The organism is Komagataeibacter sp. FXV3, assembly GCF_015155755.1.
Classification (GTDB): Bacteria; Pseudomonadota; Alphaproteobacteria; order Acetobacterales; family Acetobacteraceae; genus Komagataeibacter.
This window is the reverse complement of record NZ_VWPI01000118.1, coordinates 18,864-38,116: the sequence shown is the minus strand read 5'-3', so window position 1 is coordinate 38,116 and position 19,253 is coordinate 18,864. Positions and strand designations below refer to the sequence as shown.

15 protein-coding genes, 1 tRNA gene and 1 pseudogene are annotated in these 19,253 nt (G+C 58.1%); 8 read left to right on the top strand and 9 right to left on the bottom strand.

Annotated elements, in window-relative coordinates; translation table 11 throughout:
• Window positions 1–50 precede the first annotated feature (50 nt).
• Window positions 51–127, top strand: a tRNA-Met gene (locus tag F1542_RS10660).
• 112 nt (window positions 128–239) lie between these two features.
• Here F1542_RS10660 and F1542_RS10655 read toward each other — a convergent pair.
• The 8 genes and pseudogenes from F1542_RS10655 to F1542_RS10620 form a co-directional block, all read right to left on the bottom strand.
• A pseudogene (locus F1542_RS10655) lies at window positions 240–632 on the bottom strand (5,10-methylene tetrahydromethanopterin reductase); the annotation flags it as partial.
• Between the two features lie 31 nt (window positions 633–663).
• The gene (locus F1542_RS10650; RefSeq protein WP_408886251.1) at window positions 664–2,970 is read right to left on the bottom strand and encodes a TonB-dependent receptor family protein; all 2,307 of its coding nucleotides are present in this window, start codon (window positions 2,968–2,970) and stop codon (window positions 664–666) included.
• A 204-nt stretch (window positions 2,971–3,174) separates the two neighbouring features.
• Window positions 3,175–3,714 carry a flavin reductase gene (locus F1542_RS10645; RefSeq protein ID WP_193733010.1) on the bottom strand — a complete coding sequence of 180 codons (540 nt, stop codon included), beginning with the start codon at window positions 3,712–3,714 and terminating at the stop codon, window positions 3,175–3,177.
• Window positions 3,715–3,720: 6 nt separating this feature from the next.
• Entirely contained in the window at window positions 3,721–5,220 is a 1,500-nt protein-coding gene (locus F1542_RS10640) for an MFS transporter (RefSeq protein ID WP_227672669.1), read from the bottom strand.
• On the bottom strand, window positions 5,217–6,653 hold the full coding sequence (locus tag F1542_RS10635; protein WP_193733009.1) for an FAD/NAD(P)-binding protein: 1,437 nt from the start codon (window positions 6,651–6,653) through the stop codon (window positions 5,217–5,219). The genes F1542_RS10640 and F1542_RS10635 overlap by 4 nt, the downstream gene beginning before the upstream one ends.
• 16 nt (window positions 6,654–6,669) lie before the next feature.
• Window positions 6,670–7,833 (bottom strand): FMNH2-dependent alkanesulfonate monooxygenase, encoded by a 1,164-nt coding sequence (gene ssuD / locus F1542_RS10630; RefSeq protein WP_193733008.1) that lies wholly within the window; start codon window positions 7,831–7,833, stop codon window positions 6,670–6,672.
• A gap of 2 nt (window positions 7,834–7,835) precedes the next feature.
• Complete coding sequence (locus tag F1542_RS10625) at window positions 7,836–9,266, bottom strand: LLM class flavin-dependent oxidoreductase (protein WP_193733007.1); 1,431 nt, start codon at window positions 9,264–9,266, stop codon at window positions 7,836–7,838.
• On the bottom strand, window positions 9,263–10,534 hold the full coding sequence (locus F1542_RS10620; RefSeq protein ID WP_193733006.1) for an acyl-CoA dehydrogenase family protein: 1,272 nt from the start codon (window positions 10,532–10,534) through the stop codon (window positions 9,263–9,265). The genes F1542_RS10625 and F1542_RS10620 overlap by 4 nt, the downstream gene beginning before the upstream one ends.
• Window positions 10,535–11,063: 529 nt before the next feature.
• Between F1542_RS10620 and F1542_RS10615 the strand changes: the two genes are divergently transcribed.
• The 5 genes from F1542_RS10615 (at window position 11,064) to F1542_RS10600 (ending at window position 16,629) form a co-directional block, all read left to right on the top strand.
• Window positions 11,064–12,023: an aliphatic sulfonate ABC transporter substrate-binding protein gene (locus F1542_RS10615; protein WP_193733005.1), complete on the top strand. Its 960-nt coding sequence runs from the start codon at window positions 11,064–11,066 to the stop codon at window positions 12,021–12,023.
• 3 nt (window positions 12,024–12,026) lie between these two features.
• Window positions 12,027–13,178: an acyl-CoA dehydrogenase family protein gene (locus F1542_RS10610; protein WP_193733004.1), complete on the top strand. Its 1,152-nt coding sequence runs from the start codon at window positions 12,027–12,029 to the stop codon at window positions 13,176–13,178.
• Window positions 13,179–13,236: 58 nt separating this feature from the next.
• The gene (locus tag F1542_RS10605) at window positions 13,237–13,716 is read left to right on the top strand and encodes a hypothetical protein (protein ID WP_227672668.1); all 480 of its coding nucleotides are present in this window, start codon (window positions 13,237–13,239) and stop codon (window positions 13,714–13,716) included.
• Between the two features lie 37 nt (window positions 13,717–13,753).
• Window positions 13,754–13,939 (top strand): hypothetical protein, encoded by a 186-nt coding sequence (locus tag F1542_RS17195; protein WP_227672667.1) that lies wholly within the window; start codon window positions 13,754–13,756, stop codon window positions 13,937–13,939.
• 374 nt (window positions 13,940–14,313) lie between these two features.
• Window positions 14,314–16,629 carry a TonB-dependent receptor domain-containing protein gene (locus F1542_RS10600; protein WP_227672666.1) on the top strand — a complete coding sequence of 772 codons (2,316 nt, stop codon included), beginning with the start codon at window positions 14,314–14,316 and terminating at the stop codon, window positions 16,627–16,629.
• 302 nt (window positions 16,630–16,931) lie between these two features.
• On the opposite strand, the gene F1542_RS10595 is transcribed toward F1542_RS10600, so the two are convergent.
• On the bottom strand, window positions 16,932–17,093 hold the full coding sequence (locus F1542_RS10595) for a hypothetical protein (RefSeq protein WP_193733003.1): 162 nt from the start codon (window positions 17,091–17,093) through the stop codon (window positions 16,932–16,934).
• 526 nt (window positions 17,094–17,619) lie between these two features.
• Here F1542_RS10595 and F1542_RS10590 point away from each other — a divergent pair.
• Complete coding sequence (locus F1542_RS10590; RefSeq protein ID WP_193733002.1) at window positions 17,620–18,435, top strand: hypothetical protein; 816 nt, start codon at window positions 17,620–17,622, stop codon at window positions 18,433–18,435.
• A 34-nt stretch (window positions 18,436–18,469) separates the two neighbouring features.
• Window positions 18,470–19,114 (top strand): hypothetical protein, encoded by a 645-nt coding sequence (locus F1542_RS10585; protein ID WP_193733001.1) that lies wholly within the window; start codon window positions 18,470–18,472, stop codon window positions 19,112–19,114.
• The last annotated feature ends 139 nt before the right edge of the window (window positions 19,115–19,253 follow it).

Below are 19,253 nucleotides of genomic sequence, written 5' to 3'. Positions count from 1 at the left end.
AGGCACGGGAAAGTCGGTCGCCGCCAGGTCTTCCAGTCACCCCTCACCACCGCGGGGTGGAGCAGCCCGGTAGCTCGTCAGGCTCATAACCTGAAGGCCGCAGGTTCAAATCCTGCCCCCGCAACCAAGATTTATCCAATATAATCAGCATGTTAAGCCGTCCGTAGGGGCGGCTTTCTGCGTTTGGGACATACGCGCAGGAAACACAGCTGTTTTATGTAACCTGTGACGATATTCTACTCGATGCGTCCCTGTGTCAGATGATCCAGCGTGGACATGCGCTACGCAAAGGGAAACGGATATCCGTACGACAGGGTTGCTGTCAGGCAAAGCCCAGATTACGCATTACTGACGCCATGGCCGAAATCAGCATCGCAGGATCATTCATGGACCTGAATTTGTGCCGCATTGCGCAATGCCATATTGGTCGACGCACCATATACATCATACATGCCCAGTACATCTGCTTGGAACAGGGCATCAAACAGATCGCGTTCAAGCATGCAAGTCAGATCTATCCAGTATTACTGGGTATGATAATGGTCCGATCGGTCACGTAAGCGCCGCTGCAGGTCACTGGTCTGATGGGATACGCAGTGCATGCTAAATGCGTTGCGGCAGATTTCTTTCATTTCAACATATTCGTTCAGAACTGTACAGTATTCAGTCAAACCCGATTGACGCGCCGACAAACACGCCAAATCCATCCCCCGGTTGCATGACCGACAACTGCTTGCCCGCTGCCTGATAACCGGGCACGACAATGGCCGCGTAATGTGTATTGGCAAGGTTGTTGAAGCTTATGAAAACTTCACGATGTTTGTGCGGCCAGGAATAACCGATATTGGCGTTATAGATGTGGTAGGCGGGGGCGAAATACGTCATGTCATAGGATGCGCCCACCCTGGACGAAACCTGCGCATTGAAACTGGCGTAAAACCCGTTGCGCATATCCAGGTGGATTTCACCCTGATAGAAATGTTCAGGAATTCCGGGCAGGTGATTATTGCCAAAAACGGCATCATGCCTGTAACGGAAATCCTGATATGTATAGGCCTGCCGCAGCGATAGCGTATTGCCCGCCCATTTCAGCAGTTCCGTTTCCAGCGAAACCTCGACACCCTGATGCATGGTGGACGAGGCATTACCGTAAATCGATGTACCCGCCGCAAGCGATGCCGGTGTTGTTACCGTAAGCAGTTCATTATGGACTGAGGAATGATAGTAACTCAGACTCCATTTATTATGGAAATAATGCCCTGTCGTTCCGATTTCAAACGTGGTCGCAGTCTGGTTGCGCAGGCGACCCGATGTAGAATTCTCTCCTGCTGCCGCCTGTAACGGATAACTGGCCGCGTTATAGTAATTACCGGCATAATTGTAGTTCCAGTCATTGGGCGGCTGCAGGCTGCGGCTGACATTACCGTATATCTCCACATGCTTGTCCGGAATATAACGGAACCCACCACGCGGAATGAAGTTGACCGAAGTGGTGTGCAGATCACTGCGGTTGGGATAGGTGACATCCGATGTGCGTTTGATGAAGGCGACCGCACCCGCCGCCGTCAGCCACAGGTTGTGCGCGACCTCGGTATTGTTGCGCAGATGGAAATAGTTTTCCGTGCCGCCATACTTTATATTACGCAGCAACGTACCGTCCGGCACGCCACCGAATACACTGCTGACGCGAATGCGGTTGCGTTGCCATGCCTCGATATCGGTATAGCTCAGGATACCGAACTGCGTGTCGCTCCTGTGGCCTGCCAGTACATCATGCCGGTCGTAATTCAGCACGCCTGCTATCGTCTTGTATCCCCATATCTGGGATGATGCGGTATTCTGGATATCAATCGGGGCGTCCTGATAATTGCCGCCGACCTCGATCCTTGATTTGTCATCAATTCGTATGGTGGTCATGGATCCGTAATACTTCGTGCCAGGCTGGATACGGTGTGATCCCCATGCATAATACGGTGACTGCGCCTGTCTGGGGTTGGACAGGATCTGGTCGCGCGTCAGGTAACCGGGATAGCCGTTTTCAGTCTGCCGGTAGCGAAAAAACGCCCGTGTTGATACGCGGTCATTGAAACGGTAGCCAAAATTGGCGTTCAGCCCGAAACTGGTTGCCTTTGTATTGTCCTGATAGCCGCCGCGATATGAATTGGTGGCGCTAATATAATAATCAAACTTGCCAAATACGCCGCCGGAACTGAGCTGTTCCTTGACGTAGCCAAAGCTGCCCGCTTCGACACGGGCCTGATAACGTTGTGCGTCATATCCGGTCATGGACACGTAATTCAGCGCGCCACCAAGCTGCATGCCACCATAATCGAAAGCATTCGCCCCGCGTAGTACCTCGGTATAACGCAGGCCCAGCGGCTCAAACAGTTCATAGGGCGTGCCAGCGGGCGTGGTTACTGGCAGACCGTCAAACATCATAAGCAGGCCGGAGCGGAAGTAATTGGTGCCGGTGGCAATGCCCGACCCGCGAATTGACAGGCGTATGCCATCCCCCCCGCCCGAGGACTGTGCGAATACGCCGGGCTGGAATGACAGGGCATCCGCATTGGTGAAGTTACGGCCCTTCAGCACTTTCTGCGCGTCAATCACGCTGGTTGCGCCGGGAATGGATGCCAGGCGTGACTCTGCCCGGGATGCGGGTGACAGGCGATGGCGCGAGACGGAAATGACTTCCGGTCGTGCAGGTGAAGGGGCTGCCTGATCGGGCGCGGCGGGCGCCACGTTCTGCCGCGCGGGCCGGACATGCTGCGTTTCATGGCTATGTGGCAAGGCGGACGGCGCCACGGTGTCTGCTGCAAACGCGCCACGCGCAAGACCCAGCAGGGAGGAACCGACCAAGACTGTCGTCCGACGCGACAGGAGACGGGATCGGAAAAGATATCTGTCAGACGGGGGGCGTACGGATATCCGTGTCATTGGGAATGATTCCATGAATGCATGCATGTGCATGATTATTTTGTGAATATTTTTTCTTCATTTCATTAGTTCTTATCGTGTACACATTTTACTGTTTCCTGAACGGAAACGTCCCATGGACTATTTCGAAATATTGTCCATGGAATATTCCGGAAATCGTAAGGAAGCTTTTTGGTGAAGCTTTTTTCAGAAAACGTTATCTTTTTGAATAAAGGCAGCACCCGGGAAATTTTATTTTTATTTGGGAATGACGCGGCTGTACTGCCGGTTGAACCAGACAAGGGCCGGGCGGACATCATCATTGCCCACGATGACATCAACCACATGCGCAATGACGACCGTATGCGTTCCCACATCACGGATTTCACGGATGCGGCAGTCAAAGCTGACCAGCGCATCATCCAGAACTGGCGCACCGGTCAGGCCCGTATGCCACTTGCCTGTCGCGAAACGTTCCGCCATGGACCGCGACCGACTGCTGAAGGTATTTGACAGTTCGTGCTGCGCCTCATGCAGGACATTGATGACCAGCACACCATGTTTCAGGATATAAGGATGTGCACTGGTGGTGCGGTTGATGCACACCAGCAGCGTTGGGGGCGTATCCGATACGCTGCATACCGCCGATGCCGTAAAGCCGTGTGGTCCATGCGGGCCGTCCGTCGTCACGACCGTAACCGCGCCCGGCAACGCCGCCATGCCGTTGCGAAACAGGTCGGCACTGACGGCCGCTTCGTCAGATGAGTCATAGCCAAACGGCGCAATGACATTGGTCATGGTCAATCAGTTCCTGATATCAGTGGAAAACAGCAGGTCGCTCGTATCCGGAACCGTGTTCCGCCGTACGGGTGGGACCTGCTGGCGCAATGCGGGGTCCATGTCGGGGTCGTAGCCGAACACATCCCAGCGCGAGAAAAAGGCAATCACCACACCCGCCAGCGGCGCCGCCAGCACCACCCAGAACAGCGCGGGGCCAAGGTGTATATTCATCCACGGGAAGGACAGCAGGATAAGCGTGCCGCCAATGCCCGAAACCAGCCGTGCGATACCTATGCCCAGTCCCCGCAGTTCAGTGGGATAGCTAAGGGTGGGATAGACCATAAGCTGGCATCCCGGCCCGAATCCCTGCGCGAACAGGAAGGCGGCAAAACCGGCAAGGGCAACGATGATGCCCGTCGTCCCATGCGGCATGCCGGTCAGGGCCAGCGCCCCGATCCCGGCCACCTGCATGAGATATCCCGCCAGGATAATGGGCCGGGAGCGCACACTGCGCGTCAGGCGCACGCCCAGCAGGCCACCGGGAAAGGCCACGGCCAGGTTGAGGATGATGGAAATCACCACGACCTGCACCGGACTGGCATGCATGATGGATACCAGCAGCGTGGGCAGGCCAAATATGATGATGTTGTAGGACATGCTGCTGATCAGCGTCATGCTGACAACCATCAGTCCGCGTTGCAGTAGCGGCCGTCGTGCCAGCCGCCATGGATCGGCCTGCATGACCACCGGCGCCTGTCCCGGCATGGCACGGACGACAGGGTTAATTCCGTACGACCGGCGCAGGATGTCAGCCGCACGCTGCAGGTCACCCCGGCGGGCGATCCATACGGGGGATTCACTCATGTATCGCCCGCGCACCGCAATGATGACCAGTGCCGGGACCGCGCCAAACGCCAGCGATGCCCGCCACAGCCAGTCGGGATGGCCCGCTGGCAGCACATAAGACAGGGCAAATACGATCACGAAGCACGCGGATGACGCGGCGTACCATGTCGGGCACCACGCTGCCGCATGGGCCGCCTTGCTGCCCCGTCCCTCCAGCCGCGAGAATTCCGACAGGAACGCCATCGCCACCGGCAGGTCCATGCCCACCCCGAACCCCATGGCGAAACGCGCCGCGATCAGGATGCCGGCCGTGGGTGCTGCCCCCGCCACCAGGGCTGCAATGACAAAGCACACCATATCGGCCATGAACACGGCGTACCGCCCGATGCGGTCCGTCAGCCATCCGCCAGCCAGGCTGCCCACGATGGTTCCGGCATTCAGTGCGGCTGCCACCAGCCCGGTCTGGAACGCGGACAGGCCAAAATGCGTCTGCACATCCGAAATGCCCCATGACAGGGTGGTCAGGTCATATGCATCCAGAAACACACCCCCCAGTGCCAGGGCTACAACCATGCGTGCATGGCTGCCCGCCCGCGGGCCCGCATTTACAAGGGCGGATATGTCATCCGCATCGCGCACGACGGGACGGTCATGATGGGTCTGCGCCAATGTAGTCATGTCGTTGCCCGTTCTTTTTCAGGGTAATGGACAATGGGAAGCGACGCCGACAGCGCGCTTATGATGACAGCCAGCTTTTCGGCATGACGCGTGACTTCGGGCAGCCCCATCAGTTCCCCGAACCGCCCGCGCGCCAGTGGTCCCGCCACGAACAGGGTGTCTTCATGCCCGCTGCCGACACAGGCGCGTCCCAGCGCATCCACATGCAGGCCCAGCCCGGTTGCATCCATTTCCACCAGACCGGCAGCCGCCAGTTCGCGTATGTACGGCACGGTATGGATGATGGCGTCATGCGCCGGTCCCGTCGTGGTGATGATGGTGTCATACGTCCCGCCCCACACGGTGTCGCCATGGCGAAGGGTCGTGACAAAACGGTCCCGCTTCACCTGTACGGCGGCCAGCCGTGCGGCCGTGATGTCCAGCGTTCCGGCACGTTCGCGCGCATGCAGCACGTCTTCAGCCTGTGGCGCGATACGGAAACGGTGCGTATCCCAGAACGGCCGCAGGTGCCGGATCAGCCGCCTGCGTTCAGGCAGTGGCAGGGCGGCCCATATATCGGGCGCCTGTTCTCGCAGCCGGTCAAATATGGCCTGCCATGGCTGGTCAGGATGGGCGGCCAGCGCATGACGCACGCGACGCAGCAGATGGCCGACCGTGCGCGACGGTGGGGAGATGAATTGCCCCACCGGGTCAACGGCATGTGCCGCATGTCCATGCGAACGCTGCCCACGCCGGGAAATGGCGGTAATCTTGCCATCATGCCCGCGTGCCGTCAGTGTGACGATGGCATCCGCCATGCTCAGCCCCGTGCCAACGATCAGGACACGGTCAGACGTACGGATATCCTCCAGCGCCCCAGCCTGCCATGGATTGGTGACCAGAACGGGATGACGGCCCGCATGCAGGTGCAGGTCACGCAGCAGCTTCGGAGGCTGTGGCGCAGGGTGACTGGTGGCGATGACCACAATATCAGCGGCCGTAGCCTGCCCCATGACATCCGTAATGATCCAGTGGCCAACAGACGATCTGTACACGCCCGCCACCTTGTGGCGCAGGTGCGTCACCACACCCGCATGCAGCACCGGTGCCAGCCGGTTGGCCACGTAGCGACCGAATATGGCACGGGCGGGAAACGCACTGCCATCCGGCCTGAAGGCTGCCGGGTCATTGGCCAGCGCATCCGTCTGCCCGATCCATCTGGCGAAATCATCGGGCTGGCTGGTATCGATGCTCATGCGGGTTGCTGGCACGTTTACCCGGTGCTGTGGGTCGGTCGCGCCATAGGCCAGCCCCGCGCCAAGAAAGGGGCGCGGTTCGAACACGGTGATACGCCTTGGCGTGCTGGTGTCGCGCGCAAGGTGCCACGCCAGCGCCGCACCGCTGAACCCGCCGCCGATAATGGCGATATGGGGAATGTGGGGGGAAACGGGCATGGCACGGCTCCTGTCATCAGGCGGCGCGGGTCGGACGATGGTCACCCGCGATGGTTTCGCCAAACGGCCCCATGTTGTTCAGGTCCGACGCCCCGCGCACGGGGTGTGTGGTCGGCAGGTTGGGCAGCACGAGTTCACCGAACTGGTAGGCTTCCTCCAGATGCGGATAGCCGGAGAAAATGAACGTATCGATGCCCAGCCTGCGGTATTCATCAATCCGCTCCGCCACCGTATCGGGATCACCTACCAGCGCGGTCCCGGCTCCACCGCGCACCAGGCCCACGCCTGCCCACAGGTTGGGACTGATTTCCAGCCTGTCGCGCTGGCCGCCGTGCAGGGCGCTCATGCGTGACTGACCCACGGAATCCATGCGGGCGAAGACCTTCTGGGCCTTGGCAATGGTGGCATCATCGAGATGGCTGATCAGGCGGTCGGCTTCATGCCATGCCTCCTCCGCCGTTTCACGCACGATGACATGCAGCCGGATGCCAAATGATACCTCGCGCCCCTGCGCATGGGCCAGTTTGCGCACATGACTGATCTTTTCCGCCACCTGTGCCGGGGGTTCGCCCCATGTCAGGTATTTGTCCACCGATTTTGCGGCGACATGGGCAGCCGCTTCCGATGATCCCCCAAAATACAGCGGCGGCCCGTCATTCTGGTACGGCGCGAACAGCAGGCGGCCGTCCTTTATGGTAAAGTGCTTTCCTTCAAAATTGACACTCTCGCCGCGCAGTAGCGCGCGGTAGATATCCAGGAATTCGTCCGTGATTTCGTAGCGCGTGGCATGGTCGGCAAACAGGCCGTCGCCTGCGTTTTCCGCCGGGTCGCCACCGGTCACGATATTGATCAGCAGCCGTCCGTTGGAAAAACGGTCCAGTGTCGCGGTCATGCGCGCGGCCAGTGTGGGTGACAGCAGGCCCGGCCTGACCGCGATCAGGTAACGCAGCCGTTCGGTCACGGGGGCGAGGGCAGAGGCGACAACCCAGCTATCCTCGCAACTGCGTCCCGTCGGGATCAGGACACCGTAATATCCCAGCGTATCGGCAGCCTTTGCCACCTGCTGCAGGTACGGCAGGTCAACCGGCCTGCCGCCCTTCTGCGTGCCAAGGTAGCGGCTGTCGCCATGGGTGGGCAGGAACCACAGCACATTGATCTTGTCAGGAACTGCATGGGACATGGTTACGAGGCCTTGGAAAATGTTTCGTGGGGAAAAAGCGGTTCAGCCGGTGCATGCAGCGCTGCGGGATCACGGTACCGGCTGCCGAAATGACGGTTGGGCAGATGCGGCTGCCCCGGCGTGAACAGGCGTTCGCGCAGGGTTTCGCGCGGGGTGTAGGCCGTGCGGTACCGTCCGCGCCGCTGCAGTTCGGGCACGATCAGGTCAATGAAATCACGCGCGGTCTCGAATGTGTGGTACTGGCGTAGGTTGATGCCATCGATTCCGTCAACATCCAGCCAGCGTTCGATTTCATCGGCAATTTTGTCAGGCGTGCCCACGACAAAGAAGCGCCCTTCATCAAACGATGCGATCTGGCGCAGCGCGCTGCCAACCGTCTGTTCGGGGCGAAAACGCCGGCCCATATTGCCAAATGGCACGCCCTCACGTTTCAGGATGTCGCCAATATGCGCATCTTCGGGATAGCGGCGCAGGTCAATCTCGGCCTGTGCGTGGATCAGCGCGCCCTCGACGCTGTAATACTGGCGGTATTTTTCCAGTTTCTTTTCAGCAAGCTGCTGCGTTGTATCGGCAATGATGCCAGCCATGACAATAAAACGGATGTCATCGCCATTACGGCCATGGGCGCGCGCGCGTTCGCGCGTGCGGGCAATGTTTTCGCGCACTGCTTCCGTTGTCTGGCCGCCAATGAACACGACTTCCGCATGACGGGCCGCGAATTCCAGTCCCGCTGGCGACCCGGTTGCCTGAAACAGTACTGGCGTGCGCTGCCGACCGGGCGAGACAAGATGCGGTCCCGCCACGCGGAAGTGTCGCCCGTCATGGTTGATGGGCCTGACGGCATCGGGATTGGCGTAAATACCGGATGCCACGTCATTGACGACGGCATCATCATCCCAGCTGCCTTCCCACAGCTTGTACAGGACATCGAGGTATTCATCCGCGATGGCGTAACGCTGGTCATGGGGGATTTCGTCCTCCATGCCGAAATTGCGCGCCGCACTGCGCAGGTAGGATGTGACGATGTTCCACCCCACGCGGCCTTCGGTCAGCAGGTCAAGTGTCGCCATGCGCCGGGCGAAGGCGAAGGGCGGTTCATACGTTGTGGAAAACGTGACGCCAAAGCCGAGGTTTTTCGTCACCGCCGCCATGGCGGGCACCAGCATGAGGGGATCGAGGTTGGGAATCTGCAACCCTTCACGCAGGGCGGCGGCCGTGCCATCGCCAAAGCGGTCATAGGTGCCGATGACATCCGCCAGGAAGATCGCGTCAAACAGGCCTTCTTCCGCCAGTTTCGCCACTTCCAGCCAGTACGCCATTTCCCCGAACCGGTGCCGGTTGTTACCCGGCGCACGCCACATGCCGTGCACGATATGGCTGACACAGGCCATTTCGAACAGGTTGACGTGCAACTGCTTGGGCTGCGTTGTCATGCTGCGTGTTCCTGCTGCGCATTGGTGGAGACAGGCTGGGTGACGGTCGCGGTCCGATCGCGCCAGCGCGAACCGAATGCCGTGCCATTCAGCACAAGGTCACCCAGTTCACGCTGCCGGTGGACCAATGGGTTATGCGACGCCAGCGTGCGGGCGTTGCGCCAGTGACGGTCCAGCCGCCGTGACGTGCTGGTGGCCGAGGCCCCGCCCACCTCAAACAGCAGCGTCGCTGCTTCCAGCACCTGGCCTGCCACGATCTGCTGCGCCTGATAGGCGCGTAACTGCGCCGTATCGAAGGCCGGGCCATTTTCGTGCCCCGCCGCCCATTGCGGGAAGGCTGCTTCCAGCGTCCATGCCACTTTTTCCACCAGTGTATCGGCTGAAAATGACAGGGCAGACAGGCGTCCTACCACGCCCTGCACCAGCGGGTCATGGCGCTGCGCCACCTGCCCGGGAACGCCGAATGTACGTGTGCGCGGACGCACGAAGGCCACCGCATCGCGCACGATAGCCCGCCCGATCCCCGCCAGCGTGGCAAGGTGGAAAAGCTGGTAATAGGTGGTGAAATATTCGTTGGTGGGGAATTCGGAAAGCGGCGTGCGGTTGATGATGTGATCATCGGGCACGGCAACATTTTTGAAATGTGTCGTGCCGCTGCCGGTCAGGCGCTGGCCAAAACCATCCCAGTCATCAATGCGGGTCACGCCGGGGGCGTCGGCAGGTACGACAAGCTGGATGCGGTCCGTTCCATCGGTTGCGACGGCAACAATCCACGACGCATAAAGCGTGCCGGTGGAATAGTATTTCGTGCCATCCAGCAGCCACTGCCCCTGCGGATCGGGCGCAAGGGTGGTGGTGGTGCCGGTACTGTCCGTCAGTTCCGCCATGGCAGCGCCAAACAGCGCACCCTGCGCCACCTGTTCCAGCCAGTATGCGGCGCGTGGACTGTCCCCCTCATGCAGGCGTCCTTCGACAAAGGCGAAATGGGCACGGAAGATCTGCGGCAGGTTTGAATCCGCTTCGGCCAGTTCGGCCAGAAGCGCGAAGGTTTCCGGCAGGCTGGCCCCGCTGCCGCCATAACGCACCGGCACGCGCAGCGCGCCAAAACCGGCATCCAGCAGCCACCGTACCGCGTCATGGGCCAGGATACGGTTTTCTTCGCGGTCAATGGCGCCATCGGCAATGCGCGCGAAAACCGGGCGCAGCCTGTGCGCAAGCGCATCAATCCGTGGGGAAAAACCGTGGGGAGGATGGACCGGATCTGTCATGGCGACCTCGATTGCGTGCATATTTAAACTATTTTGTATGCGCATTTACATTTCACAAACACTAACAACGACAATATATGAGTCAATAAAATAACAACGACATCATGTGATTTTATATGGGGGATTAAGGGGAAATTCTGGTCAATTTCACATAAAAATAGTTTAAAGAAAGCGCCTGAATTTTATTATAACGCTGTTTTAAAATGATATTTTTCAGGAAAATATAACATAAAAAATCGTATTATACGTGACAAGCACATAGCCGTTAAATTATACAAATTCTATCGTTATATAATATCCTGACCGCATCGCCCCTGAATCGGCGCGTGATCCGCACGGCATGCTCATGCCAAAAACCCGGGCGGAAGGAGAATATCCCGTTGACATATGAATTTACGTTTATAATGTCATAAATACATATTAACGGTTTAATATTGTTAAATATGCCATTCATCTCCGGCCCGATTCATCGACCGGCTGGGATTCATCGGACGGCATACGCCCCACCCCTGTTACAGGTAAGCCTGCAATGAAACGGTATTCACGTCGCGCGTTCCTGACCGGTCTTGGCATGGCGCTGTCATGCCCCGTGTGGATGTCCCGCCGGGCGCATGCGGCACAGGACGCCACGATCCGCATAGGCTACCAGCAGTACGGTACGCTGGTGGTGCTGAAACATAGCGGGCTGCTGGAACGCGCCCTTGCTCCGCACGGGATGCGGGTGCAGTGGTCCGAATTTATCGCCGGTCCCCAACTGCTGCAGGCGCTTGCGGCGGATGCCATAGACATTGGCGAAACCGGCAATGCACCCCCGGTCATGGCGCAGGCCGCATGGCCTGATGGGCTGGCCTATATCGGCTGTTCGGCGCCTGCCCCGCATGGCGAAGGCGTGCTGGTGCCCGCCAGCAGTCCCATTCAGACGCCAGCAGACCTGAAGGGACGCACGATTGCCCTGAATCGTGGGTCCAACGTGCACTACCTGCTGCTGGCGCTGTTGCAGCGCGCGGGGCTTGCATGGGCAGATATCCGCCCTGTCTATCTGCCGCCCGCCGCCGGTCGCGCCGCGTTCGAGACCGGGCGGGTGGATGCATGGGCGATATGGGATCCGTATTTAAGTGCGGCCCTGGTGGACACGCAAAGTCGTCTGCTGGTGGATGCACAGGGTGTGACGACCAACCGGCAGTTCCTGATTGCCAGCCGGCCGTTTGCGGACCGTAATCCGGGTAACTTCTTCATTGCGCTAGCGCAGGCGCGACAGGACTGCGTGCAATGGGCGGCGGATCATGCCGATACGCTGACGGCGGATATTGCCGCCAGTACCGGTCTGTCCCGTCCCGTCATTACCCATGCACTGGCGCGACTGGCGTTGCAGCCCGCACCGCTGGATCAGACCGTTGTGACAGAACAGCAGGATATTGCGGCAACCCTGTTCCATGCGCATCTGATCCCGACCGTGCCGGACATCCGGTCCATTGTGCGGGGGGCATGAGCCATGGGCCTGATACGACATACCGCACATGACGCCCTTGATGCGGCAACGCATCTGCAGGCGCGCCTTGCCACCCGTGCGGCGCATCATGACCGCACCGGGATTTTTGCACAGGAAAATATTGACGACCTGCGTCAGGCGGGACTGCTGTCGCTGCGCATTTCCACCCCCGATCGCCCCACGCCGTTTACCCTTGGCGTTGCGCAGGAAATCGTGGGCCGGATTGCGCAGAGTGATGCCTCCACCGCGCTGGTCATGGTCAACCATTACATGGTGCGGGCCGCGATTGCCCACCATGAATTCGGTTCCGGTGATTTCGTGCGCTGGATGGAAGAGGAACAGCATGACCGGCTGACCAATATCCTGCTGGCGGAACCCGATCTTGGCTCCGCATCGCGCGGCGGTCTGCCCGGCACGGTGGCGACCCGCACACCCGGGGGATGGGTGCTGAACGGACGCAAGGCCTATGTCACCGGCATTCCCGGCCTGTCGTGGCTGCTGGTGCGCGCCCGCACGGATGAAGACCCGGCAAGGGTGGGCACGTTCATGGTCCCGACCATTGCAGAAGGCATTCATGTCATTGAAAACTGGGACCATATCGGTATGCGCGCCAGCAACAGCCATGAAGTCACCTTTACGCAGGTTGTGCTTCCGCCCGATGCGGCGCTGGCCCTGCATGCGCCCGATACGCCACCGGCAGAACGCAATATCCTCATGCTCTGGAATACGGGACTGCTGGGGGCCTTGTACAATGGCATCGCCACGTCCGCGCTGACATGGTTTGGGGAATTCCTGAAAAACCGCGTGCCATCCAATCTGGGCGCGCCGCTTTCGACCCTGCCCGCCATGCGCGACGCCGTAGGGGGCTTCGCCATTACGCTGCACATGAACACCATGCTGCTGCGGCTTTACGCTACGGCTGTCACGGCCACATGCCCGCCGCCCGAACTGAATGCACATGCAGCCGTGATAAAATCACGCGTGGTCGATGCAGCGGCCGATTTTACATCCGCCCTGCTGGGTCTTGCGGGCAATGCCGGGCTGTCCACCCATAATCCGCTGGAACGTGCCCATCGTGACGCGCTGTGTGGCCGCATCCATGCGCCCCATGGCGAATTGCTGCGTCGGGTCGCGGGCCAGCGGGTGCTGTCATGAATTCCGATCATCCCTGATCCCATCCAGACCGGATATATCATGACCCTTACGGAATTTATTGGCATGGGCGACGCTGATATCCGCCTCGTTTTTCCTGCTGCCTGCGGGTGTGCCCGTCATTGCGAACGATCCGGAGGCATTGCACATTGCAGCCGAAGTCGCCTGGCAGATCGTGCCGGACCTCGCGCGGCGTGACCATGAAAACCGTTTTGCCGCGTGTGAACTGGGCATTTGTTCCAATTCGGGGCTGTGGAGCATGACCGTGCCGTGTGCCTATGGCGATACCGTTACCCTGGAAGGCGTCAACCATTACTGCACGGCGGCACTGTTGACGCATCTGGTGCAGATCGTGGCGCTTGATAAAGACGGGTACAGCCGCCTTGCCATTGCCGACCGTAATACGCCGGACCTGAGCATCATCAATGACGGGTCGGAAAGGAACGGCAAGCGGCACCGTGCAACTGACGGACGTGCAGGTACCGTGCTGTCGTATCGTCCCGGTCTGGAAAGCCTGCAGGTCCGGCGCGCCCTTTGCTGACAGTGTCATATCGCAGTTCATACAGGCGGCCGTCGATATGACAATCGATCTGGTCGGCACAACCGCCACGGACCGGAAGCCGAACCTTGATGACCTGCGGCGTAATGCGCGCACGCATACACTGTATGATCCGGTACTCTGGAAATATCTGATTGTGGGGAATGACTACCTTAACCATGCCTTCCCGTCGTTACATGCATGGAATTGGAAGATGGCTCCATAAACAACAATTATGAGCTGTTAATTATCCGGGCCGAGTGGCGGACGTCTTCCTGCCGTATATGCGATCCTTTGCGTTGATGGAAAGCAGATTTCCGTTTTTGAAAAGCTGGCTGCAACTAAGGGTTGTAAAATTATCCCGATCATAATTTTAATTAATACGCTGATAAGAAACAATATTGTTTTGATATTTTCGGAATGTTCGCGCCGGGTTGTAGCGTGAGGATGTCCATAATTAACTATAATATATGTGTATATGTTGTTTCAGTACAACTGTTCCGTATTTTTAAGATTCTGGGCCATCATGCCTGTATGAAAAGTCCATCATGACCGCTAACAAATTAATGCGTTTCTTGCGGTCATAATGGAAAAACTACAATGATTAGAAGTGAATTATTTCTGTCCCCCACCGTATCACCACCCTATATCCATCACGCCCAGTATCGTGGCCGCATTCCTGCCGTGGAGGCGCCAAACAGACTTACCTTCGTCCTTGCCAGTGGGCTGTTTGGTGCGCTGATTGCTTCCCATCATGCAGTGGCAGCCACATCTGTCGTGCCGGATGCCATGACCGCGCATCGTATTCCCCACCGCCCCGTCCGGCATGCCGCAGGGGGGCATGACGCGGCCAGCCAGCATGATGGGCATGCGGACAGCAGCGGGCTGAATGCCAATACGGTCGAACATATCGCCGTACATCATCACAGTGCGGCAACGCATCAGGCGGAGGTGTACCTGAAAACCATTCCCGGGGGCACCAGCGTCATTGACGCGGCCACCGTGCTTAAGGGACGTAACGCCACCAACGCGGATGCATTCAAGTATCAGGCCGGTGTCTTCGCACAGGCTCCCTGCGGATCGGACGACCTGCGTATCTCCATTCGGGGTTCCGGTATCCAGACGGGGCTGAACGCCACGCGTGCAGGCATCATGTTTCTGTTTGATGATATTCCGCTGACTACGCCTATCGGCACGGTCAATGAGCTGCAGGAACCACTTGGCATTCGTTATACCGAGATCATGCGCGGCGGGAATGGCATTGACTTCGGCTCCACCCAGCTGGGTGGCGCGATCAATTACGTCACGCAGACGGGATATAATTCACAGCGTTACCAGGCCCGTGTCGAAGCCGGCAGCTTCGGGTATGTCAAGGAACAGCTGAGTTCGGGCACCGTCATCGGCAGGTCCGACTATTACCTCAGTGTGACCAATTCCTATCGCGGTGGCTATCAGGACAATACCAAGACCACGAATTTCGGCGTGAACTTCAATTACGGTTACAAATTCAGCGACAATGTCGATAACCGCTTTTTCTTCCGCTATCGCCAGACATGGGAAGGCAACCCCTATTACCTGACACGTGACCAGATCCGTGACAATCCGCGCCAGATGCAGCCTGAATACGCGACATGGGGCACAAAAACCATTGAACCCGGCACCAAATATGCTGCCGACCGGCTCAGGATCCGCATTGACGACCAGTCCAGGCTGACTGTTGGTTTTGCCTACCTGAACGCGCCGATGGACCATGAACTGGGTAATACCTCGTCACTGTACAATATCGACTATGCCACCGGCATGGTGAATTACACACGTCAGGACAAGTTGCTGGGCCATGCCAGCGATACGGATATCGGCATCTATACATCGCACGACCTTGACGCCACCATTGACAACCGGGTGCGTCGCCAGGCGGCCTATCCCGGTTATGCGCTTGGTACTCTTGTGACCCGTTCACACCTGGGGGGAAGTGATACGGTTTTTCATGTGCGCAACAATACCGAACTCTTCCACAACTTCTGGCTGACTGCAGCCGGCGCGTTGAGCTATACCCCGCGTTCGGGGTCACAGACGTACCCGCAGACAAGTTCCTTCAGCCAGAATGCGCTGTATTTCGCACCGCGTGCGGGGTTCCGTTACGTCATTACCCCCAATGTCGAGGTGTATGGCAATGTCAGCCGCAGTGTGCAGAGTCCGCAGGACTGGCAGTACCTTTCGGGCGCCAATTATACATCGGGGATCGCCACGGGCCTGACAAAGGATTGGGCCAACCTGCGCCCCCAGACCGCCACCACGTTTGAAGTGGGGACAAGCGGTCATTTTGCCGGTACGGAATGGAGTGTCACCTACTACCACTCCGCCGTGCATAATGAATTACTGGCGGTCGCGACCCCCAATTCCATCCTGTACAACAACTCCACTTACGGCAATGCATCACCCACAACGCATCAGGGGGTTGAAACATCGTTCCATTCAACGTTGTACAAATGGCAGGGCAACATCATTTCCCTACGTCAGGCCTATACATTCCAGAGCTTCCGCTTCAATCATGACGCAACATGGGGACACAACTACATTCCCGGCATTCCGCGCCATTTTTATCAGGGGGAACTGCATCTTGATATGAAGAACGGATTTTATACTTCATTCGATGTGGAAGTCTCGTCTTCCGTGCTGGCTTCATATGATAACCAGTACAAGGCCGCGCCCTATCATATCTACAATTTTGATATCGGTTACCTGTGGCCAAACAAACACCGGCAGGTGTTCCTGAGCCTGCACAACCTTGCCAATAAACACTACGCAACAGGTGTGGTGCCGGTCTATTCCACCAGCAACGGGCAGCAGCCTGCCGCCATGCTGTCAGGTGACGGGTTCGGCATTTTTGCGGGTGTGTCCATCGGGTTCAATTGATCACCGGGGGCAGGCCGGACCTGCCAGCAGAAATCATGGCGCATGACAGGGCAGGGGGATACCATCTGCCCTTCCCCCCAAAAAACATCCCATCGGATTACAGGTCAGGACTGCAAACGGCCCGGCAGCATGATACCCGTCCTCGTTATATCGGTAGGTGATGCCTGTAAATCATGGAAAAGTTTCTGAGTGCCGCCTTTTTTCAAAAAGGGGGGCGTTCTTTCGAAGCTTTTGAAAAAAGCTTCACCAAAAACTTCCTTGTGGTTGCGGGATGTTTCCGATCTGGCTTTTCAAACGGTCTCTTATCGAAACAGAAAAAACCCCAGCGCCCATAGTGGCACGCTGAACATTAGGCCAAACAGGATGCCCCGGATTGGCGTGTGGTGGTATCCTGCCGGCTTGCTGGCGGGACGATCGTCATGGTGCTGGCCTGTCTGTGACAGGGCAATGCTTTCAAGTGACATGATCCAGAAAAACCTTTTGCTGAAATACGACGCAACACAATTCAGATCTTGACCGTAAAACGACAACATTGCCTTAAAAATAACACACTTTCCTGTCAATTGGTAAAATAGGGTATTCTTGTTTTTTTCCTCAGGAACAACACGGCGGCACATGGCATGGAAAATGCCATTTTTTCCTGTAATTTCCTGTTTTTACAGCCCTTTCCTGTTACGGAAAGGCATGTGCGCACGTCCTGTCCTTGCAATTCGTTACAGATGATCACGGATGGTACGGCCAGCCTGCCGTGTCGGGCAGGATCGTGTCGTTTTGTTTGCTGCCTGCATCCTTCACATCTATATTTTTCTCTATTGCGAAACAGTAAAAATACTTTCCCTGAATAATGGAAGTTTCTGGATGCGGCCTTTTTTTAAAGGCAGCGTTTTACTGAAGCTTTTTGAAGAAATATTTACCAAAACTTTCTGTAATTTTCACGATGCACCAAATGAAGGGGTTTTGTGCCCCTCCGGTCAGACATGGATACAGGCAATGACGCTGCGCAAACTTGGCTGCCTTCCCGCCCGAATACAGGCGCGCCAGCCCCTGCTATCGGGCATGCGTAATTTCATGGCCCGCAAGGCCCCGCCGCGACTGGGGCGCGAGCAGATTGATCCCGCGCCACATATGCTGGGCAATGACGTGCTGGGGGACTGCACGGCGGCGGGGATCGGTAACCATATCCGTGCCACGGCGGCGCTGGCGGGTTACCAGATTGCGGTGAATACGGACAATGCGGTGCGTTTTTATGCCCGTTCAACCGGGTATGTGCCGGGTCATCCGCAGACGGATCAGGGTGGGGTGGAAGTGGATGTCCTGGCCACCGCGCTGCGGGACGGATATGCCCTGGCTGACCAGACGCTGTTCCCGTTATGGGGCAGCGTGGATACTGGTGACCTGAATGGCATCCGCAATATCACGGCGGGGTTGTCCGCCGCCTATCTGGGGGTGCGGCTTGCGCAGGCGGATATGTGGGAAGATACCACGGGCAACCTTGCCCGGGTATGGGATGCTGTCACGCCCGCCAGCCATGGTGACCCGACACCGGGTAGCGCGGGTGGTCACTGCCTGCTGTTATGGGATTATGACGGCACGGCGGATACCGACCTTGTCACGCTGCTGACATGGGGCAGCCTGCAGAAGGCGACGTGGCGGTGGCTGCGCAGCCGCCTGATGGAAGCCCATGGTCTGGCATGGCGGCAGTTGCTGCCGGGCGGGATCCTGGCCCCCACGGGGCAGGATTGGGATGCCCTTGTTGCCAGCAATGAAGCCTACCTTACAGGCATGCCCTCCTCCATCGCCCGCTGAAAGCGCCATCAACGTTCCCGTTTGCAGGATGATCATGAAAATCCTTATGCCCATGCTGGTCATTGCCGCATGCCTGTCCGGTTGTACACATGGCCGGGCCGTACAGACCACGATCCCGGCCGCCATGGCGGGCATACAGTCCACGCTGGCGCGGGCGGGGGCAGTGCCTATTTCACATGCAGGCGACTGGACCGCACAGCAGGATGCCCGTTTCAGCCAGACGGTGCGGGCTGCCCAGTGCGCCCAGCAGACAGCGGACCCCGTGATGGGCACGATTGCGGGGGATGTGATGCTGCAGCTTGCCGGCAGCTTTACCCGTGGCGGTGAATTCAGTGTGGGGACGCTGACAACCGCCCCGACCATTGGCCTTGCCACCGATGCCAGCCGCACCAGCAGCCAGCAGGTCAGCCTGTCATTATCCTACGCCCCGCTGTCATCATTGCCCGATGTCGAAATGGGGCGGCAGATGGGATATGAGACAGCCCTGTTCGGACAGAATGATCGCGTAAGACAGGGGGAGGCAAAGCGCCTGATGGCGGATCGTGACGCGTTGCGCCAGGTCATTCGTATCCTGATCCATTCATGGGACGCCGCACGGTGTGCGGCCATCGCACCGGTGACGCCATTGGTCAGCCTACGGCGGGGCAACGGATACGGTAATGCGGACAGAAAACATTAAAATAAGAGATATGTATTAAGTTTGTGTTCCTGCACGAGTATCAGGTCCCTGCATAAAATATATTTCCAAATTACCTGCATTTCCCTGCGGTCAGGAACGCAGAAATCTGGTACAGCCGCCTTTTCCCACCCGGGCAGAC